17 protein-coding genes are annotated in these 18,458 nt (G+C 66.8%); 11 read left to right on the top strand and 6 right to left on the bottom strand.

Going from position 1 to position 18,458, the window contains the following annotated elements; genetic code table 11:
* Positions 1 to 222 precede the first annotated feature (222 nt).
* The 3 genes from LFT44_RS16885 (at position 223) to LFT44_RS16875 (ending at position 1,912) form a co-directional block, all read left to right on the top strand.
* Complete coding sequence (locus tag LFT44_RS16885; protein WP_236799574.1) at positions 223 to 738, top strand: DUF4244 domain-containing protein; 516 nt, start codon at positions 223 to 225, stop codon at positions 736 to 738.
* A gap of 176 nt (positions 739 to 914) precedes the next feature.
* Positions 915 to 1,322, top strand: coding sequence for a TadE family type IV pilus minor pilin (locus tag LFT44_RS16880; RefSeq protein WP_236799573.1), 408 nt, complete (start codon positions 915 to 917; stop codon positions 1,320 to 1,322).
* 299 nt (positions 1,323 to 1,621) lie between these two features.
* Positions 1,622 to 1,912, top strand: a complete 291-nt coding sequence (locus LFT44_RS16875) for an Rv3654c family TadE-like protein (RefSeq protein WP_336885532.1) — start codon at positions 1,622 to 1,624, stop codon at positions 1,910 to 1,912.
* A 20-nt stretch (positions 1,913 to 1,932) separates the two neighbouring features.
* Here LFT44_RS16875 and LFT44_RS16870 read toward each other — a convergent pair whose 3' ends face one another.
* Positions 1,933 to 4,308: a DEAD/DEAH box helicase gene (locus LFT44_RS16870; protein ID WP_236799572.1), complete on the bottom strand. Its 2,376-nt coding sequence runs from the start codon at positions 4,306 to 4,308 to the stop codon at positions 1,933 to 1,935.
* A 71-nt stretch (positions 4,309 to 4,379) separates the two neighbouring features.
* Complete coding sequence (locus LFT44_RS16865) at positions 4,380 to 5,072, bottom strand: GNAT family N-acetyltransferase (protein WP_236799571.1); 693 nt, start codon at positions 5,070 to 5,072, stop codon at positions 4,380 to 4,382.
* A gap of 142 nt (positions 5,073 to 5,214) precedes the next feature.
* Between LFT44_RS16865 and trhO the strand changes: the two genes are divergently transcribed.
* Entirely contained in the window at positions 5,215 to 6,111 is an 897-nt protein-coding gene (gene trhO / locus LFT44_RS16860; protein ID WP_142132672.1) for an oxygen-dependent tRNA uridine(34) hydroxylase TrhO, read from the top strand.
* A gap of 9 nt (positions 6,112 to 6,120) precedes the next feature.
* Here trhO and LFT44_RS16855 read toward each other — a convergent pair whose 3' ends face one another.
* Both LFT44_RS16855 and LFT44_RS16850 read right to left on the bottom strand, forming a co-directional pair.
* Complete coding sequence (locus LFT44_RS16855; protein WP_235009390.1) at positions 6,121 to 6,681, bottom strand: hypothetical protein; 561 nt, start codon at positions 6,679 to 6,681, stop codon at positions 6,121 to 6,123.
* Between the two features lie 50 nt (positions 6,682 to 6,731).
* Complete coding sequence (locus tag LFT44_RS16850) at positions 6,732 to 7,229, bottom strand: hypothetical protein (protein WP_236799570.1); 498 nt, start codon at positions 7,227 to 7,229, stop codon at positions 6,732 to 6,734.
* A 43-nt stretch (positions 7,230 to 7,272) separates the two neighbouring features.
* On the opposite strand from LFT44_RS16850, the gene LFT44_RS16845 reads away from it, so the two are divergent.
* From LFT44_RS16845 to proC, 5 genes are all read left to right on the top strand, one after another.
* Positions 7,273 to 8,928, top strand: a complete 1,656-nt coding sequence (locus LFT44_RS16845; RefSeq protein WP_236799569.1) for a N5-glutamine methyltransferase family protein — start codon at positions 7,273 to 7,275, stop codon at positions 8,926 to 8,928.
* Positions 8,929 to 9,057: 129 nt separating this feature from the next.
* Positions 9,058 to 11,784, top strand: a complete 2,727-nt coding sequence (topA, locus tag LFT44_RS16840) for a type I DNA topoisomerase (RefSeq protein ID WP_236799568.1) — start codon at positions 9,058 to 9,060, stop codon at positions 11,782 to 11,784.
* Between the two features lie 57 nt (positions 11,785 to 11,841).
* Positions 11,842 to 12,261, top strand: coding sequence for an SseB family protein (locus tag LFT44_RS16835; RefSeq protein ID WP_236799567.1), 420 nt, complete (start codon positions 11,842 to 11,844; stop codon positions 12,259 to 12,261).
* A gap of 7 nt (positions 12,262 to 12,268) precedes the next feature.
* Complete coding sequence (locus LFT44_RS16830) at positions 12,269 to 13,258, top strand: Ppx/GppA phosphatase family protein (protein WP_236799566.1); 990 nt, start codon at positions 12,269 to 12,271, stop codon at positions 13,256 to 13,258.
* Between the two features lie 276 nt (positions 13,259 to 13,534).
* Positions 13,535 to 14,368, top strand: coding sequence for a pyrroline-5-carboxylate reductase (gene proC, locus LFT44_RS16825; protein WP_142132678.1), 834 nt, complete (start codon positions 13,535 to 13,537; stop codon positions 14,366 to 14,368).
* Here proC and LFT44_RS16820 read toward each other — a convergent pair.
* Together LFT44_RS16820 and LFT44_RS16815 are read right to left on the bottom strand one after the other, a co-directional pair.
* Positions 14,365 to 15,051, bottom strand: coding sequence for a potassium channel family protein (locus LFT44_RS16820; RefSeq protein WP_142132679.1), 687 nt, complete (start codon positions 15,049 to 15,051; stop codon positions 14,365 to 14,367). The genes proC and LFT44_RS16820 overlap by 4 nt on opposite strands.
* Positions 15,044 to 16,477 carry a TrkH family potassium uptake protein gene (locus tag LFT44_RS16815; RefSeq protein ID WP_236799565.1) on the bottom strand — a complete coding sequence of 478 codons (1,434 nt, stop codon included), beginning with the start codon at positions 16,475 to 16,477 and terminating at the stop codon, positions 15,044 to 15,046. Before LFT44_RS16815 ends, LFT44_RS16820 begins: the two co-directional genes overlap by 8 nt.
* A 104-nt stretch (positions 16,478 to 16,581) precedes the next feature.
* Between LFT44_RS16815 and LFT44_RS16810 the strand changes: the two genes are divergently transcribed.
* Positions 16,582 to 17,793 carry an acetoin utilization protein AcuC gene (locus LFT44_RS16810; RefSeq protein ID WP_236799564.1) on the top strand — a complete coding sequence of 404 codons (1,212 nt, stop codon included), beginning with the start codon at positions 16,582 to 16,584 and terminating at the stop codon, positions 17,791 to 17,793.
* Positions 17,794 to 17,859: 66 nt separating this feature from the next.
* Positions 17,860 to 18,456: an ArsR/SmtB family transcription factor gene (locus tag LFT44_RS16805; protein ID WP_236799563.1), complete on the top strand. Its 597-nt coding sequence runs from the start codon at positions 17,860 to 17,862 to the stop codon at positions 18,454 to 18,456.
* The last annotated feature ends 2 nt before the right edge of the window (positions 18,457 to 18,458 follow it).

The following is an 18,458-nucleotide window of genomic DNA, read 5'->3' as shown; positions in this document are numbered from 1 at the left end:
AGTGCCGTCAGGCTCCCAGCAGGCCAGTGTCGTCCGGCTACCAGAGTCGATGGTTCCGGCCTGCTTCACGTGCAGTCATTCGTGGGCATCTCTTCCTCCACACAGGGAGAGATGCCCGGCTTTTCCACTTAGCGAACCGCTTCCCTTACCGGCTACAGGTACGCGGGGAAGAGTCAAAGGCAGCCGGCAAAGCCACCGGCAAAACAACCGAAAGGAAACCATATGTCCACCAACCACCGCCGTCGTCAGTACTCCGCCAGCTACTCCGCCGGGACCTCTGCGCTCGCCGCTTCCGGACTGCGGCCAGGGCCGCTGCAGTCCGGTCGAGGTGAGGGCCGCCTTCGTAACTCCGGCGGCACCCAATACCCTTCCAGCCCTGCACCGCTCGTGGACGCACCTTCCAGGAAGGCATCGGCCCCAACAGTTTCAGCCCCGACCACGTCCGTCCCTCTGCCAGGCAACGTGGTGGAGCTCTACCCCAATTCAGTGGGGCATGGTTTTGTTGGTCCCCGCTCGGTGGATAGCCGCCCAGTCGTGTCCGGTCCAGCCCGCGCCTCGTCGAAGTCCCCGCGCACCGCAACGCTGATGTTTTCCGAAGCCGGAATGGCAACTGCGGAGTATGCCATCGCCACCCTGGCCGCGGTTGGGTTTGCCGGGCTGCTTGTGTTCATCCTCCGCAGCGATGAAGTTCGGGGTTTCCTGCTCAACCTCATTCGCACCGCCTTGGCGCTGCCGTGACACCAACACCTGCCGTGACTCTCCTTCGTTCCGGCCGACCGCTTCCAACTAGCACCGGCAGCGTGGACTGCAGCCGAGTCGTCAGCAGCCCGGTGTCCGGGGTCGCAGTCGCGTGTTGCCGCATCACCGGCACTAAAGCAGCCAGCGGGAACGGCGGTGGGCATGGAGGCAGGGCATTGAACGCAGTAGTCAACGCACGCGGTGCGGTAACGGCAGAGTTTGCCGTGGCACTTCCTGCCGTGCTGGCGCTGCTGGCCATGCTGCTTGCCGGTGCCGCCGCGGGCATGACGCAGCTGCGTATCGAAGAGGGAGCCCGGGCCGGTGCCAGGGCTTTGGCGAGAGGCGATGACCCGGCAGCGGTGGAACGGACAGTCCGGACGCTTGCCGGCGGCTCGGCGGCGGCATCCGTCTCTGCTGACGGCGGATGGTTCAGTATCACCGTGACGGACCGGGTATCAGGACCTTTAGGATCCGCCATCCCCTGGACCCTCACCGCCCGTGCCACAACGCGCAGTGAAACAGCGGGGACCCGAGTGGGCGGTGGCGTTGGCGGTGGCCTGACCGAGGGCGCAGGGCTCAAATGATGGAGCAAGCCAAGCTACGCCCTGTGGGTAACGCAGGTAACCCGGCCAGTCCGTGCGACAGCGCTCTAACGGGGCAGTGCGGAGGCGGCCCGGCCAGTCCGTGCGACAGCGCTCTAACGGGGCAGTGCGGAGGCGGCCCGGCCAGGCGGTGCAACAGCCCTTCAACCAGGCGGTGCCGCAGGGCCCAGGCCAGTCGGGACCGCCCTGTTCCCAGGCCTGCTACCGGCCGTTGGCGGTGGGGGTTCGACGATAGGAGTGAGCGCGGTTCGGGGACCGTCCTGGCTGCAGGGCTGGCACTTGTGGTCATAACGGCAATGGCGGTCATGCTGCTGCTGGCCCAGTCAGCGGTACTTGCAAGCCGTGCGGCATCGGCCGCAGACCTGGCCGCGCTTGCAGCGGCGGACGCACTTCGCGGCATCAGCAGTGGCGAGCCCTGCACGGTTGCCGCCGAGGTGGCAGCCCGCCACGCGGCAACGGTCCTCGGCTGCACCGAGGGGGCGGGACAAACCATTGAGGTGCGGACCGAGCTTGCGGAGCGCTCACTGTTGGGCGCGGCCACCGGTCGTGCCCGGGCCGGACCTCCACCATAGGAATCGCGGCCTTGCGGGAGTCAGTTCCGGGCTTCCTGTTCCACCGGCACCGCTTCCGTGGCGTCCTTGAGCAGGACATCCAGCAGGGTCACCGCGGCAGCCTTGTCCAGCGGGTTGTTCTTGTTTCCGCACTTTGGCGACTGGACGCAGGACGGGCAGCCAGCCTCGCACTCGCAGGCCTTGATGGCGTCGCGGGTCGCTGCCAGCCACACCATGGCTTTGTCGAATCCCCGTTCGGCAAAGCCAGCCCCGCCGGGGTGCCCGTCGTACACGAAGATGGTGGGCACTCCGGTGTCGGCGTGCAGGGCAGTGGAGACCCCGCCGATGTCCCAGCGGTCGCTGGATGCAACGAGGGGCAGGAGCCCGATTGCTGCGTGCTCCGCTGCGTGCAGGGCACCGGGAAACTGCGCTTCAATCAGTCCGGCCCCGGTCAGCGAACGGTTGTCCACCACAAACCAGACCGCCTTGGTGAAGAGCTCGCGTGCACCCAGCTCAAGCGGCTCCTCCCCGAGGACCTCGTTGGAAATCAGGGCTTTGCGCTGGAAGGAGACAACTTGCGTGGTGACCTTCACATCGCCAAAGTGGACCGTGACATCGCCCCACTGCATGGTCCGCACGGTGTCCAGGACCTCGATCTGGGTCACATCCCGTGCAGTGGTGTAGTAGTCGGGATTTGCCCGGCGCACCATGACGCAGTGGTCGTCCTCGTTCAGGTCCTCCACCACGTAGGTGTCGCCCTGGTGGACGTACACCGCGCCAGTGTGCGCCTGGTAGTGGGTCTGCGGCGAGTCCATCGTTCCCAGGAGGGAACCGGTCTCGGCATCGACGATGCTGACCGGCCCGCCACCGTCGGCCCGGAGATTGACCATGGCGGCGGCGCTCTGCGAGTGGGTCCAGAACCAGCCCGCGGGCCGCCGCCGGAGGTAGCCCTGTGCCACCAACCGGTCCAGGAGCATTTCGGCGGTTCGGCCGAAGAGGTCGAGCTCGGCAGGTCCCAGCGGAAGTTCCGCTGCCGCCGCGCACAGGTGCGGTCCGAGCACGTAAGGGTTGGAAGGGTCAAAGACGGTGGCCTCGACCGATACGTCGAAGATGGCTTCGGGGTGGTTCACCAGGAACGTGTCCAGCGGATCGTCGCTGGCCACAAACGCCGCAATGGCGTCCTGGCCCGCGCGGCCGGCCCTGCCTATCTGCTGGAACAGCGATGCGCGCGTGCCCGGCCAGCCGGCCACCAGGACGGCGTCAAGGCCGGAGATGTCGATGCCCAGCTCCAGGGCGGATGTGCTGGAAACGCCCAGCAGCTGCCCTGAACGCAGGGCTTTTTCCACAGCACGCCGTTCCTCCGGCAGGTATCCGGAACGGTAGGCCGCCACCCGCTGGGGAAGGCTGGGATCCACCTCGTCAAGGAGGCGTTTGGTGATGGCGGAGATGGTCTCGGCCCCGCGCCGGGACTTGATGAAGGCAATGGTGCGGATCCGGGCTGACACCAGGTTGGCCAGCAGGTCCGAAGTCTCCGCAACAGCGGTCCGCCGCTCCTTGGCTCCGTTCTCACCCCGGACTTCGGTCAGCGCCGGTTCCCACAATGCCACGGTGGTGGCCCCGTGAGGCGAACAGTCGCTGGACACCGCCTTTACGGGGGCGCCGATGAGGCGGGAGAAGGAGACATCGGGCTCCGAAGCGGTGGCGGAGGCCGCAATGAACACGGGCTCCGGGAACGCCGTTCCTGCCCCGTAATAGGCGCAGATCCTGCGGAGCCGCCGCATCAGGTTGGCCACATGCGATCCGAACACGCCGCGGTAGCTGTGGGCCTCATCCACGATTACATAGCGCAGCCGGCGGAAAAACCCTGCCCACCAGGCGTGGTTGGGAAGGATGCCAAAGTGCAGCATGTCCGGGTTGGCCAGGATGAAGTTGGCGTGGTCCCGGATCCACCGGCGCGCGGCCGGATCAGTATCGCCGTCGTAGGTTTCGGCCCGGACGGTGGGCAGTTTGAGGGCACGGATGGCGTTCAACTGGTCGGCTGCCAGGGCCTTGGTGGGGGAGAGGTAGAGGGTGACGGCGCCGTCGTCGTGGATTTTTCCCGGGTCCGCGAGCACCTGCAGCTCGGACCGGTGGATCGCGTCTAGCGCCGGCAGCTGGTACGCCAGGGACTTTCCGGATGCGGTTCCGGTAGCCACCACGACGTGCTGGCCCGAGTGGGCTGCGTTGGCCGCATCCACCTGATGCAGGTATGGCTCCCGGATGCCGAGGGAGCCGTATGCCTCAGCGATGTCCGGATGCAGCCACTCAGGCCATGGTGCGTGGACCGCCTCCCGCGCGGGGATGGTATGGACATGACGAAGCTGCTCCGGGTCCGGGCCGCGGCCCAGCAAAGGAATCAGGGAGTCATGGGGGTTCACCCCACCATTCTTTCATCCGGCGCCTAACGCACGGCCAGCGGTTCGCCCACGGAAAAACCGGGCAGCCAGCTTCAGCTCAGCGAGAGGTCCGCGCCCTCGTGGGACGCCGAGAGCATCAGGACCCGCGCTACCGTGGTCCAGCCGAGGTGTGAGTAGAGCTTCTGCCCGTCTACCGAAGCCAGCAGGAGGCCGGTCCGCACGTCGTGGCCGAAGGCCTGGGCCGCCAGGGCGCGCATGATGAAGCTGCCCAAGCCCCTGCGCTGGAACCGGGGTTCGGTGATGATCTTGTCGAACACTGCGGTGTCACCCACTACGAACACCCTGCCGCTCGCCGCTAGGGCATCTCCGGAACGGACCTCGGCATAGTGGACGCCATCCTGCTCGAAGGTGGACAGGCTCAGCTCATCGTCGGAAAGCCAGGGGTCCTCGGCGTCCTGGGTCTCCATGTCCACGATCATCATCGTTTGCGTGTCAGAGGTGACATTCAGCCCGTGCCGGGCAGCCAGGTCCGCATACCGGGAGGGGTCGTTGGTGAGGACGGTGAGCAGGCGGGCCGGGGATTCGGCCGTCCTGGCGGCCAGTGCTGCGAACTCATCCGCCGTGGGTTCGGAGGCGAAGACTTCCCACTCCCCACTTGTGTCGGACCGGAGCACGGAGGGGAAGCGGCCCTCCGTGGAGGTCCGGTAGCCGCGACATCCCGCCCAGCCGGCAACCCACACTTCGAGCAGGCCAGTGATGTCTTCAACCAGGGTTTCCGGACTCATGGGATGAACAATATTCCAGCCCGATCGCCAGCAACAGGGGGTGTGGAAGTGCTTATGCAATTGTGATGAGCACCAGGGCTGGGTTATGCGGGGCAGGCAGGGGCAGGCAGGGACAGACAGCCCAGCCGGTACCCTTAAATACGTGGCTTTGAACAAGATTGTGCTCTTTTACGGCTTTACCCCCATCGCCGATCCCGATGCGGTGCGGCTCTGGCAGCGCGCGCTGTGCGAGAAGCTGGGCCTGACCGGCCGCATCCTCATCTCCAAGGACGGGATCAATGCCACGGTGGGCGGGGAAATCCGCGCTGTTAAGCAGTACGTCAAAACCACCCGGGAATACCCCGGCTTCCGCGGCATCGACGTGAAGTGGTCCGACGGCGGCGCGGAGGACTTCCCGCGGCTCAGCGTGAAGGTGCGGGACGAGATCGTCTCCTTCGGTGCTCCCGGAGAACTCAAGGTGGACGCGGACGGAGTGGTCGGCGGCGGGAAGCACCTCAAGCCCGAGCAGCTGCACGAGCTCGTCGAGGCCCGGAAGCAGGACGGCGAGGACGTGGTCTTCTTCGACGGACGGAACGCGTTCGAAGCGCAAATTGGCCGGTTCAAGGACGCGGTGGTCCCGGACGTGGCCACCACCCATGACTTCATCAAGGAGCTGGACTCCGGCAAGTACGACGCCCTGAAGGACAAACCGGTGGTCACCTACTGCACCGGAGGCATCCGCTGCGAGGTGCTCTCCAGCCTGATGGTGAACCGCGGCTTTAAAGAGGTGTACCAGCTGGACGGCGGCATCGTCCGGTACGGCGAAGCATTCAAGGACCAGGGACTTTGGGAAGGCTCGCTCTACGTCTTCGACAAGCGGATGCACCTGGAGTTCAGCGAGGACGCCAAGACCATCGGTGCGTGCGCCCGCTGCTCCGCACCCACCAACAAGTTCGAGAACTGCTCCAACCCCAGCTGCCGGACCCTGACGCTGTACTGCGCCGAGTGTGCGGCCAGCCCCGAAACCCTCCGCTGCCCGGACGGCTGCGCAGCGGCGTAGCAGACGCGTTCAAAGCCGGCGCACGCGGAAGGCGTAGTTGGCAGGCGTCCTGGCCTCCACCCGGACCGTGAGGACGCTGTCCGTTGACAGGTAGATGACGTTTTCGCGGTTGATGCCACACCGCAGGGCCAAGTCCACCAAGGTGAGGGTTTCGGTGCGCACCGTAAAGGTCACCCGGCGCTGGCTCCGGCAGGCGATGGCCAGGATGTAGGTTCCGGTCTCAAGTACCGGTGACGAAACATGCCGTACCTCCCCGGCGCCCAGGAGCCCGGCATCGGCCTGGACCACGGGACCGGCGCTCTCCGGCAGTGCCCGCGACACCCAGTCGCCAAGCTCGGCGTCGCTGACCGGGTCCTGCTGCAGCGGGTCGCGGGTGAAGGCCGGCGCCGGGGCGACGGTAGCGGTACCCTGCGCGCTTCCGGCGCGGTCGTCGTACGTATATTCACAGGCCGCCAGCGCACCTGCCGCAAGCACAAGTCCAAGGGCGACGGCGGCCGCCGGCTTCGGTGCCAGGGGCGCCCGTGCTGTCCCTCGGGTAAGGGGCGCGGAGTTTCTCCGCACGCTGGGCATAGTCCGACCTTATGCCCGCAACGGGCGGCGGGCCAGAGCCGGAGGAGGGGCTATTGCGCGGGCACCAGCCGGTAGGCGTAGAGCAGCGGAGCGTCCACGCTGGAGGTGCTGATTTCCACCCGTCCGGCGGCTGGAAGGGTGATCCTGGTGGATTCCTGCCGGCCATTGCACGCTGCCCCGGCTTCCGCCACGGCCTTGCCGTCCAGCGACACGGCGAAGAATGCCTTGCCCGTGCCGTCGCACACCGCCGCGAGGGTGTAGCTGCCGGCGGGCACCCTTGCGGCTTCCTGCACGATGCGGTCCCGGGTGAGGATCTTCCCCGAGTCCTGCAGCACCACGTTGGCCGGAGATGATGGCAGGGCAGTAGCCCGCCACTTCGGAACGTCGGCATTTTCCACCGAGTTCACCGGCGAACATCCCGCCAGGGCCAGGCCGAGTACCGCGGCAGCCGCCGGCCCCCGCAGCCAGCGCCGGACACTCGAGCCTCCCATGGGGGCAAACGAGGCGGCCGTGCGGGCACACGGAACGGGGGAAAGGCGGGAAGGCATGGCTCCACCGTACCCCGCAGCCATGCCGGACTAAACTTGAGCGGTGCCTAAATCCCCTTACGAGTTCACCGCCGGCAACACCCCCGACGCTCCCCGCAGCGACCTCCCCGGCCTGCTGGCCGCGCTTGCTGCGGACCTGCGCCGCCTGGACTACACGCTCGACGGCGTTGCCCGGCTCCTGGGCCCCACGGCCTCGGCGGCGTTGAACCGGGACCAGACCATTCCCGCACTGCTCGCTGCCGAGCAGGCTGTAAGGGAGGACAACAGCGTGGTGCCGCTTGCCGCCATCGTCCGCCTCTGGCTCCTCGCCGAGCCACAGGAGCGGGAAACGCTCGACGCTGCGCTGCCGGATACCGGCGTGGAAGGCCTCCTGGAACTGGGGCTGGTGCAGCCCGTCCCCGGCTCGGCGCTGCTCACTGCGAAGGCAGACCTGCGGCCGTACGGCTGGGACAAGAATGATGACGGCAGCGGCGGAGCGGAGCTGTGGGTTGCCAGCGATCTTGCCGCCCATCAGCAGGCGGGCGTGCTGAGGCACGACCACGTCCTGGGCATCGGGCAGGCGTCCACCACCTTAGTCCAGACCACCATCCGCCGCCACACCGAGCGCGCACTGGACCTGGGCACGGGCTGCGGCATCCAGGCCTTCCACCTGCTGCACCACTGCCAGCATGTCACCGCCACTGACATCTCCGAGCGGGCCCTGGCCTACGCGCGGTTCAACATCCTGCTGAATGCTGAGGCGCTTTCGGTGGACCCGGACCGGCTCGAGGACCGGGTGAGCCTGCGCCTGGGTTCCCTGTTGGAGCCGGTCGCGGGCGAGGAGTTCGGGCTGGTGGTCTCCAACCCGCCGTTCGTTATCACCCCGCGCAGCGCGGGCGAGGATGCCGCGGACCAGTTCACCTACCGCGACGGCGGCCTGCCGGGAGATGAGATTGTTGCGTCCCTGGTGACGGACCTGCCCGGCATCCTGGCGCCCGGCGGCTGGGCCCAGATGCTGGGGAACTGGGAAGTCCCAGCGGATGACGCCTGGGACGAACGGCCCAGGTCCTGGGTGCAGCCGGGCACGGACGCCTGGTTCATTCAGCGCGAGCAAGTCAGCCCGGAACAATACGCCGAAACCTGGCTGCAGGACGCCTCGGAATCCCGCGACCGGCAGCACTACCGGGAGGCGTACGCGGCCTACCTTGCGGATTTCGCCTCCAGGAATGTGGCCGGGATCGGCTTCGGCATGGTGTGGCAGCGCCGCCCTGCCAGCGGTGCGCCGGCCGCCATCAGCCGCTTCGAGGAACTCACCTACCCCATCGAGCAGCCCATCGGCCCCCACCTGGGTGCCGCCGTCGACCGTTGTGACTGGCTCGCTGCGCATGATCTTGGCAACACGCATCTGCTGGTGGCGGACGACGTTACCGAGGAACGCCACCAGCGCCCCGGCGCCGAGCACCCAGGCGTGATCCTGCTCCGGCAGGGTGCCGGGCTGCGCCGCACGAACCTGATGAGCACCGAGCTGGCCGGGTTCGTGTCAGCGTGCGACGGCGACCTTACCGCCGGGCAGATTGCCGGCGCTTTGGAGGCCCTCCTGGGCGGGGGTTTTGGCGGCGAGGAAGCCTTCGACGCCGGGTCCTTCCAAGGTGCGCTGCTCGCGGACGTCGCCAATCTGGTCCGCGACGGCTTCCTCATCCCGGCCGGGATCCCTGCCTGACGGGACGCCCCCGTAAGCCCGCAATGGAGCCCCGTCTTTTCCACATGAATGCGCACGATTCCCCAAAATATGGTGAACTAGGCGAACATGGGCTCATCTGCCCCAGCAACCTTTTTCTGTAGGAGCACCGTGCCAAGCAAGGCCAAAACCGGCAAGAAACTCGTGATCGTGGAGTCTCCGGCCAAGAGCAAGACCATCGCCAAGTACCTGGGCGAGGGCTTCATCGTGGAGGCCTCCATCGGTCACATCCGGGACCTGCCGCAGCCGTCCGAACTGCCTGCAGAGCTGAAAAAGACCTCAGTGGGCAAGTTCGCCGTCGACATTGACCACGATTTCAAGCCCTACTACGTGGTGTCCCCGGACAAGAAGAAAAAGGTCACCGAGCTCAAGGCCGCCCTCAAGGACGCCGACGAACTTTATCTCGCAACAGATGGGGACCGCGAGGGCGAAGCCATCGCGTGGCACCTGCTGGAAGTGCTCAAGCCCAAGGTCCCGGTGTACCGGATGACGTTCGGCGAAATCACCAAGGAAGCCATCCAGCGTGCCATGGGCAACCTGCGCGACGTGGACCAGGACCTGGTGGACGCCCAGGAAACCCGCCGCGTCCTGGACCGCCTCTACGGTTACGAGATCTCGCCCGTGCTGTGGCGCAAGGTGGCCCGCGGCCTCTCCGCCGGGCGCGTGCAGTCCGTGGTCACCCGCATGGTGGTGGACCGCGAACGCGAGCGGATGGCCTTCAAGGCTGCCTCCTACTGGGACCTGACCGGCCAGTTCGGCGCGGAATCCGGCTCGTTCAAGGCCAAGCTTGCCGCCGTGGACGGCGCCAAGGTGGCGACGGGCCGCGACTTCAACGACAACGGTGAGCTCACCTCCCGGAACGTGGCCCACCTCAACGAGGAACTGGCAACGTCCCTGGCGGCCGGACTGCAGAACGCGGACTTCCGTGTCCGCTCAGTGGACACCAAGCCGTACACGCGCCGTCCCGCTGCGCCGTTCACCACCTCCACGCTGCAGCAGGAGGCCGGCCGCAAGCTGCGCTTCTCCTCGAAGAGCACCATGCAGATCGCCCAGCGGCTGTATGAAAACGGCTACATCACTTATATGCGTACCGACTCCTCGGCACTGAGCGACGAGGCCGTCACCGCCGCCCGCCGGCAGGCGTCCGAGCTGTACGGTCCGGAATACGTGCCGCAGTCCCCGCGTGTGTACTCGAACAAGGCCGCCAACGCGCAGGAAGCGCACGAGGCCATCCGTCCCGCCGGTGACTCCTTCCGCACGCCTGCCCAGGTGGCGAAACAGCTGTCCGGGGACGAGTTCCGCCTGTACGAACTCATCTGGAAGCGCACCGTCGCCTCCCAGATGGGCGATGCCAAGGGTTCGACGGCCACCATCCGCCTGGGTGCCGTGTCCACCGACGGGCGGGACGCCGAGTTCTCCGCCTCCGGCACCGTGATCACGTTCCCCGGCTTCCTCGCCGCCTATGAGGAAGGCAAGGACGAGACCCGCGGCGACGACGACTCCGACGAAGCCCGCCGGCTGCCCAACGTGGCCAAGGACGACTCCCTCACCGCAACGGACATCCAGGCCGTGGGCCACGAGACCTCCCCGCCGCCGCGTTACACCGAAGCATCCCTCACCGCGGAACTGGAGAAGAAGGGCATCGGCCGCCCGTCCACCTACGCTTCCACCATTTCCACCATCCAGGACCGCGGCTACGTCCGGAAACAGGGCTCGGCCTTGGTTCCCAGCTGGATCGCCTTCTCGGTTATCCGCCTGCTGGAGCAGCACTTCTCCGACTACGTGGATTACGAGTTCACCGCCGACATGGAAGGCGACCTGGACAAGATCGCCAACGGACAGGAAGCCGGGGCCTCCTGGCTGCGGCACTTCTACTTCGGCGAGGATTCAGACCCCGGCCTGTTGAGTATCGTCAACAACCTGGGCGAGATCGACGCCAGGGAAATCAACTCAATCCCCATCACGGACGAGATCACGCTTCGGGTGGGCAAGTTCGGCCCGTACCTGGAAAGCTCGGCCGCCGTGGTGGACCCGAAGACCGGCGAAATCGTGGAATCGGCCCGCGCCAACGTTCCTGAGGACCTGGCGCCCGACGAGCTGACCGCTGCCAAGGCCATCGAGCTGATGGAGACGGCGGCCCCGGAGGAGCGCGTGCTCGGCACCGATCCGCACACGGGCCACACGGTGGTGGCCAAGAATGGCCGCTACGGCGCCTACGTCACCGAGATCATTCCCGAGATGACGGATGACGAACTGGCCAAGCAGCCTGTGGAGTACTACAAGAACGGCAAGCCCAAGCCGCCCAAGAAGCCGGTCAAGGCCAAGCCGCGCACGGGCTCGCTGTTCAAGTCCATGACCGTCGAGTCCGTGACCCTGGACGAGGCACTGCAGCTCATGAGCCTTCCCCGTGCACTGGGGGAGGACGCCGAAGGCAACCTCATCACGGTCCAGAACGGCCGGTTCGGCCCGTACCTGAAGAAGGGCACCGACTCCCGTTCCATCGGCTCCGAAGAGGAAATCTTCACCATCACCCTGGAACAGGCCCTGGAGATCTACTCCCAGCCCAAGCAGCGTGGCGCCCGTGCCGCGGTGCCGCCGCTGGCCGAGTTCGGCCCGGACCCGGTGTCGGAAAAGAACATCGTGGTGAAGGAGGGCCGGTTCGGGCCCTACATCACCGACGGCATCACCAACATCACGGTTCCGCGCGCCACCTCCCTTGAGGAGCTCACGCGGGAGCAGGCAGTGGAACTGCTGGCCGAGAAGCGCGCCAAGGGGCCGGTCAAGCGCACCGCCACCCGCAAGGCGCCTGCCAAGAAGAAGGCAACGGCCAAGAAGTAGCCCGTACCAGCATTTGGCCGGATTGCGGTGGAGAGTCCAACGTGATCGAGTAGGTGTATGACTGAACAGCAGGGAATCGACGACACCAATCCGCTCAACGACCTTGAGGAGAAGCTCTCCACTGGCGGGCAGCCTGACGCGAACCCCGTGGACGTCATCCTGTCGTTCCTCAACAGCGAGGTCTACATCATCAGCTCGGACACGGTGGAAGGCGTGGACTCCCAGGTGGAGCCGCTGGTCCTGGCCAACGCCGATGGCGACCCCGTCCTCGCCGTTTTCTCGCACCCCAGCAGGGTGGACCAGCAGTACCTGGAAGCGGCCCCGAACGTGCTGGGCACGCAGGGGGCAGCCATCATCGCCAACCTCGGCGATGAGCTGGGCATGGTGATCAACCCCGGAGCCGCCTACGGCTTTGAGATCAACCCCGAGGGCGTGGCCAACATCCGGCGCGACTTCAAGCGCGCTGACGAGCAATAATGTCCCCATGCGTCTAGGCGTCCTCGATATTGGTTCCAATACTGTCCACCTGCTCCTGGTGGATGCCCACCCCGGCGCGCAGCCGGTCCCGTTCGCATCGCACAAGCGGCCGCTGTCCCTGGTCCAGTACCTCGAACCGGACGGCAGCATCAGCGACGAAGGCCAGCATGAGCTGACCGAGTTCGTGCTGGAAGCATGGGAATTCGCTGCCCGGCACAAGGCCGAGGACCTGCTGGCCTTCTGTACGTCTGCCATACGCGAGGCCACCAACGGCCCCGAGGTCCTGGCCCGGGTCAAGCACGAAACCACGGTGACCCTGCAGGAGCTCACGGGCAGCGAGGAAGCGTCCATGACGTTCTTCGCCGTCCGGCGCTGGCACGGGTGGGGTGCCGGCCCCATCCTGAACCTGGACATCGGCGGCGGTTCCTTCGAAATGGCCTTCGGCCAGGACGAATTGCCCGAGGTGGCCACCTCCGTGCCGCTGGGCGCCAGCAGGCTCACCAGGGACTGGCTTGCCGGCGACCCGCCGTCGGCAAAGAGCGTCAAGGAACTCCGCCGCTATATCAGGGCCACGCTCAAGCCAGCGGTCCGCGAGTTCGACGGCCTGGGCCGGGCAAACGTGGTGGCCGGTACGTCCAAGACCTTCCGTTCCCTGGCCCGGATCGCCGGTGCCGCCCCCAGCGCTGAAGGCCCCTACGTCAAACGCGAACTGCACGCCTCGGACCTGGGCATCTGGACCCAGCGGATCTCGGCCATGAGCTCGGAAGACAGGCTGCATCTTCCCGGCGTGTCCGAGGCACGGGCCCACCAGCTGCTTGCCGGCGCTTTGGTGGCTGAGGCCGCCCTGGAGATGTTCAAGTTCAAGAAGCTGCGCATCTGCCCGTGGGCCCTGCGTGAAGGGCTCATCCTGCGGCGCCTGGACCAGCTGGTGTTTTCCGGCCCGCTCCAGCCGGCGCCCCACGTGGCCGCCGCGCAGTCGGTGGATGCACCCGTCTAGACGCCGGGCGCCTTGCTGCCTGCCGCCGTCGTACTCCCCGGCGAAGCCCTGGCTGTTGAAAGCCCGCGGTTAAAAGCGGAAGCACCGGGGCGGGCAACAGGAAAATGGGGGAAAACCTGTTGCCACGCCGCCGGTGCCCTGGCAGGCATCCCCATGCCTGCCGCATCACTCGCACCCTCAATGAGGTAATAACTACGTTAGGACCGTAAGTTGTGTGCTGCCTGCGGTGAAGATGGGAGTTGCCTGTGAATGCCTGCCTCCTGCAATGATGGAGGCATGAGCAACCGAATCGCATTCCTTGGCTGTGGATCCATGAACGAAGCCATTCTTGGCGGCCTGCTGAAGGCAGGAACGGACCCCGGGGATGTGGTGGCCACCGTCCGCCGCGCTGAGCGCGCCTCGGAACTGGCCGAACGGTACCACGGCATCACTGCCATCGCGGGCGAGGAAGAGCCCGACAACAACAGGCAGGCCGCCAAGGGATCCGCCGTCGTCATCCTTGGCGTCAAGCCGGTGGGCATCGCGGACCTGGCCCGGGAGATCAGCCCCGCCCTGTCACCGGACACCGTGGTGGTCAGCGTGGCCGCGGCCGTGTCGATCGCCCAGCTTGAGGCCGCATTGCCGGCCGGGCAGCCGGTGATCCGGACCATGCCCAACACCCCGGCAAAGCTGGGCCGCGGCGTCGTCTCCGTGTCGCCGGGAACGCACTGCACCCCCGAGCAGCTTCAGTTGGTCAAGGACATCCTGAAGGGTGCCGGGACCGTCGTTGAGGTCCCTGAGGAGCAGGTGGATGCGCTCTCTGCCATCAGCGGATCCGGGCCGGCCTACGCCTTCTACCTTGCAGAAGCCATGGCCAACGCGGGCGAAAAGCTGGGCCTGGACCGTGAACTGTCCCTGCTGCTTGCGCGCGAAACGGTGGCTGGGGCAGGCCTCATGCTGGCCGAGCCCGGGGCAAACCCCGCAGCGTTGCGCAAGGCGGTCACCAGCCCCAACGGCACCACGGAACGCGCCATTGCCACCTTCGACGAACAGGGCATCCCGGCCATCATCGCCGCCGGCGCCAGGGCGGCCGCCGACCGCGCAGCCGAAATCACCAAGCAGCTCGGCTAGGGGCGCGCTGCGAACCTCTCCAGCAGGTCCACGTGGCCGGAAACGATCAGCATGTCCCGCGAGGACACCTTGGTCTCGGGCCGCGCATAGGTGAAGTCCTCACCCGGGGACTTCACACCCACAATGGTGACGCCGTACTTGGACCGGACCTTTGACTCGTCCAGGGTGAAACCCACGGTTTCGCGCGGCGGGTACATTTTGACGATGGCGAAGTCGTCGTCGAACTCGATGAAGTCCAGCATCCGGCCGGACACCAGGTGTGCGGCGCGCACGCCGGCGTCAGCCTCCGGGTAGATGACGTGGTTGGCGCCGATCCGGGTCAGGATCTTGCCATGCGAGGGCGTGATGGCCTTGACCCAGAGGTGCTCGATGCCCAGGTCCACCAGGTTGACGGTGATCAGCACCGAGGACTCGATGGAGGTGCCCACGCCGACGACGGCGGAACTGAACTCCTGGGCGCCGAGCTGGCGCAGCGCATCGATATTGGTGGCGTCGGCCTCCACCACGTGGGTCAGGAGGGGTGCCCACTTCTGCACCAGGTTCCGGTCCCGCTCGATGGCCAGCACTTCCCGGCCCTGCTTGACCAGTTGCTCTGCGGTGGATGATCCGAAGCGGCCCAGCCCGATCACCAGGACCGGGGAGTTGTGGGCGGGGCGCCGGGGGGCGTCTGTGGAACTAGCCAATGATCGGCCTCTCTTCGGGGTAGTGGTACAACTGGCTGCGCTGGCGCAGGGCCAGCGCGGCGGCGAGGGTTACGGTGCCCACACGGCCTGCGAACATCAGCACCGTGAGGACGTAGACCCCGGCGGGCGGCACCTCGGCGCTCAGGTTGGTGCTGAGACCCACCGTGGCGAACGCCGAGATGGTTTCGAACAATACGCGGTCCAGCGACTGGCCGCTGATGTGCAGCAGCAGGAACGCGGACACGGACACCAGGGTGGCGCCGGCAACGATCACGGAGATGGCCACGCGCATGCTGCCCTGCGGGATGGTCCGGCCGTATACCTTGACGTCGGCATCGCCCCGGGCCTCGGCGATGATGGCCAGGAACATCACCGCGATGGTGGTCACCTTGATGCCGCCGGCCGTTGACGCCGAACCGCCGCCGGCGAACATCAGGGCGTCGGTCAGCAGCATGGTGGTGGAGTCCATCTGGTTCTGGTCCACCAGGTTGAACCCCCCGGAGCGCATCATCACGGAGGCGAACAGCGCGTGCGTGATCTTGTCGCCCACGCCCATGGAACCGATGGTCCGGACGTTGTCCCACTCCATCAGTGCCCAGAGGAATGCCCCAGCCACCAGGAGGATCAGGGACACCTGGATGGTGAGCTTGGTGTGGAGGTTCCACTTCTTCCAGTTCAGGCCGTTCTGCTGCAGGACCATCACTACGGGGAACCCCAGGCTGCCCAGGAAGACCCCCACCATGAGCGGGATGAGGATCCACAGGTCCGTCTCATAGGGCACGATGCCGTCCGAGTGCGGGGTAAATCCGGCGTTGTTGAACGACGAAATGGAATAGAAAATGCCGTGCCAGACGGACTGCCAGAAGGGCTCGCCCAGGGCGAGGAACCGCGGGATCAGCGCCAGCGCCAGGATGCCCTCGATCACCACCGATGTGGTGATGACGATCCGGAGCAGGGTACCCACCTCGCCCAGGCGCCCGGCGTTGTTCATGGACTCGGCGGCAATGATCTTGCCGCGCACACCCAGCCGCTTGCTCACCATCAGGGCCAGCAAGGACGCCAGCGTCAAGGTTCCCAGGCCTCCGATGAAGATGCCCACCAGGATCACCAGTTGCCCGAAGAAGGACCAGTGGACCGCCGTCGACACCACCGTCAGGCCTGTGACGCACACAGCCGAGACTGCGGTGAACAGGGCCTCGTCGAGGGGGGTGGGCGTTCCGTTGGCCGAAGACACCGGCAGGGACAGCAGGAAGGTGAATACGAGGCATACGGCGGCGAAGGCCGTTAGCGCCAGCCGTGCCGGGGTGGTGTTGGCGATGTCGTCAATGAAGTCGCGCAGCCGCGTCAGGATCCAGAGGCCCTCCCGCTCCTGTGCCGGGGGGTGCCAGATGGCCGGGGTCCGGGGCCTTGACTGGCTCTGCGTCATGTGTGGCTTTTCCTCGGTTGAAACGGCTTCCTTCAGTAGTAAACCACTAAAGCCGGCGTCCTGGCCGGGCGGACGGCAGGCTGGGCTCGGGTAGCCTGTGATTGATGACATACCTGCCCGGCCTCAGCCAACCCGCGCCGCCAACGGTGGTGGCGTGGAGTCCTGACATGACAGCCTACAACTTCGGCCCGGGCCACCCCATGGCGCCGGAGCGAATGGAGCTGACGGCGCGCTTGGCCCGGAGCCTCGGTATCTTCGACCTGGAGCACGTTGACGTGGCGGCACCTGAGGTGGCAACTGACGCGGAACTGGAGTCCGTCCATTCATCCGACTATGTGGCGGCAGTCCGCCGGGTCAGCGCGGACCCGTCCCGGCCGGACGAGTCCCGCGGGCTGGGAACCGAAGACGATCCGGCCTTTGCCGGCATGCATGAAGCCGCGGCGCGCCTTGCCGGAGGGTCCCTGCTCGCAGCGCAGCGGGTGCTGGAAGGTTCTGCCGTACATGCCGTGAACTTCGGCGGCGGCATGCACCATGCCGCCCGGGAGCGGGCCAGCGGGTTCTGCATCTACAACGACGCCGCCATTGCCGTGCAGAAGCTGCTCGACGGCGGCGTACGCAAAGTGGCGTACGTCGATGTGGACGCACACCACGGCGACGGCACCCAGAACATTTTTTGGGACGACCCCCGGGTCCTTACCGTTTCGCTGCATGAGACCGGCCTGACGCTCTTTCCCGGAACAGGGTTCGCCAACGAAATCGGCGGCCCGGCAGCCGAGGGGACGGCGGTGAATGTCGCGCTGCCGGCCGGCACCTCCGACGCCGGATGGCTGCGCGCCTTCTACGCCGTGGTGCCGCAGTTGGTGGCCGCCTTCGAACCGGACGTGATCGTGAGCCAGCACGGCTGCGACTCCCACCGCAGCGACCCCCTCACGCACCTCAACCTGAGTGTGGACGGACAGCGCGAGGCAGCGAACGCCGTCGGGCATCTGGCCGAGCGGTACTGCGGCGGCCGCTGGATCGCCACCGGCGGCGGCGGGTACAACGTGCTGGACGTGGTGCCGCGGGCGTGGAGCCACCTGGTGGCCATCGCCGCGGGGCGGCCCGTGCCGCTGCGGACGCCCGTGCCACAGGTTTGGCGGCAGTACGTGGTGGAGAAGTTCGGCAGGGAAGCGCCCGCCCTCATGGGGGACGACGTGGAGCTGTGGTGGCGTTCCTGGGAGGTGGGCTTCGACCCGAATGACGCGGTGGACCGCACGGTCATGGCCACCCGCAAGGCGGTGTTCCCGCTGCACGGCCTGGATCCCTGGTTCGACTAGCCGGCTCCACCAGCGGCAGCCGAAATAGTGATGCCTTTCGGCGTATATGTCGTTAGGGTGGGAGGCATGGTGACAGACGACGTATTTGCCGTCATAGCGGAATCCACGCGGCGGGACATCCTGGTGGCCCTCCGTGCAGGAGACAAAGCCGTGGGGGAACTGGTGGAGGAACTGGCGGCCAGCCAGCCCACCATTTCCAAGCACCTGAAAGTCCTCCGTGAAGCGCAGCTGGTCAGCATGCGCGCGCAGGGCCAGAAGCGGTACTACGCCTTGAACCGGGGTCCGCTGGAGGGCATCGCCACCTGGCTGGAAACGTTCGACGTCGGCACCCGCACCACAGCCGCCGCCGCACCAGCCGGCCAGGACCAGACAGTCCCCGCCCACCTGAGGGAGGGCGTCGCCGCTGTGGCGGCGTCGCTGCCGCCTGCCCCAAGGCCCCTGGAAACCGCGCAGCCGGCCGGGGAGGAAGCCCCGGCCCCTGTCCTGGTGCGGGAAGGCGCCGAGCTGAGCCCCGCCGTCGTGATTCCCGGCGGCACCACCGCGCCGCTGAGCGACGACAGCGTTCCGCAGCAAATCGGACGCACCGTTGGCCGCGCCGCCACCAAGGCGGCCGACCTGCTGGCGAACCTTCCCAACCTGCCCAAGTTTGGGCGTAAGAAGTAGGG

The organism is Arthrobacter sp. FW306-05-C (genome assembly GCF_021801725.1).
Taxonomy (GTDB): Bacteria; Actinomycetota; Actinomycetes; order Actinomycetales; family Micrococcaceae; genus Arthrobacter.
The sequence above is the reverse complement of the archived record's forward strand: the minus strand, read 5'-3'. Positions and strand labels throughout refer to the sequence as shown.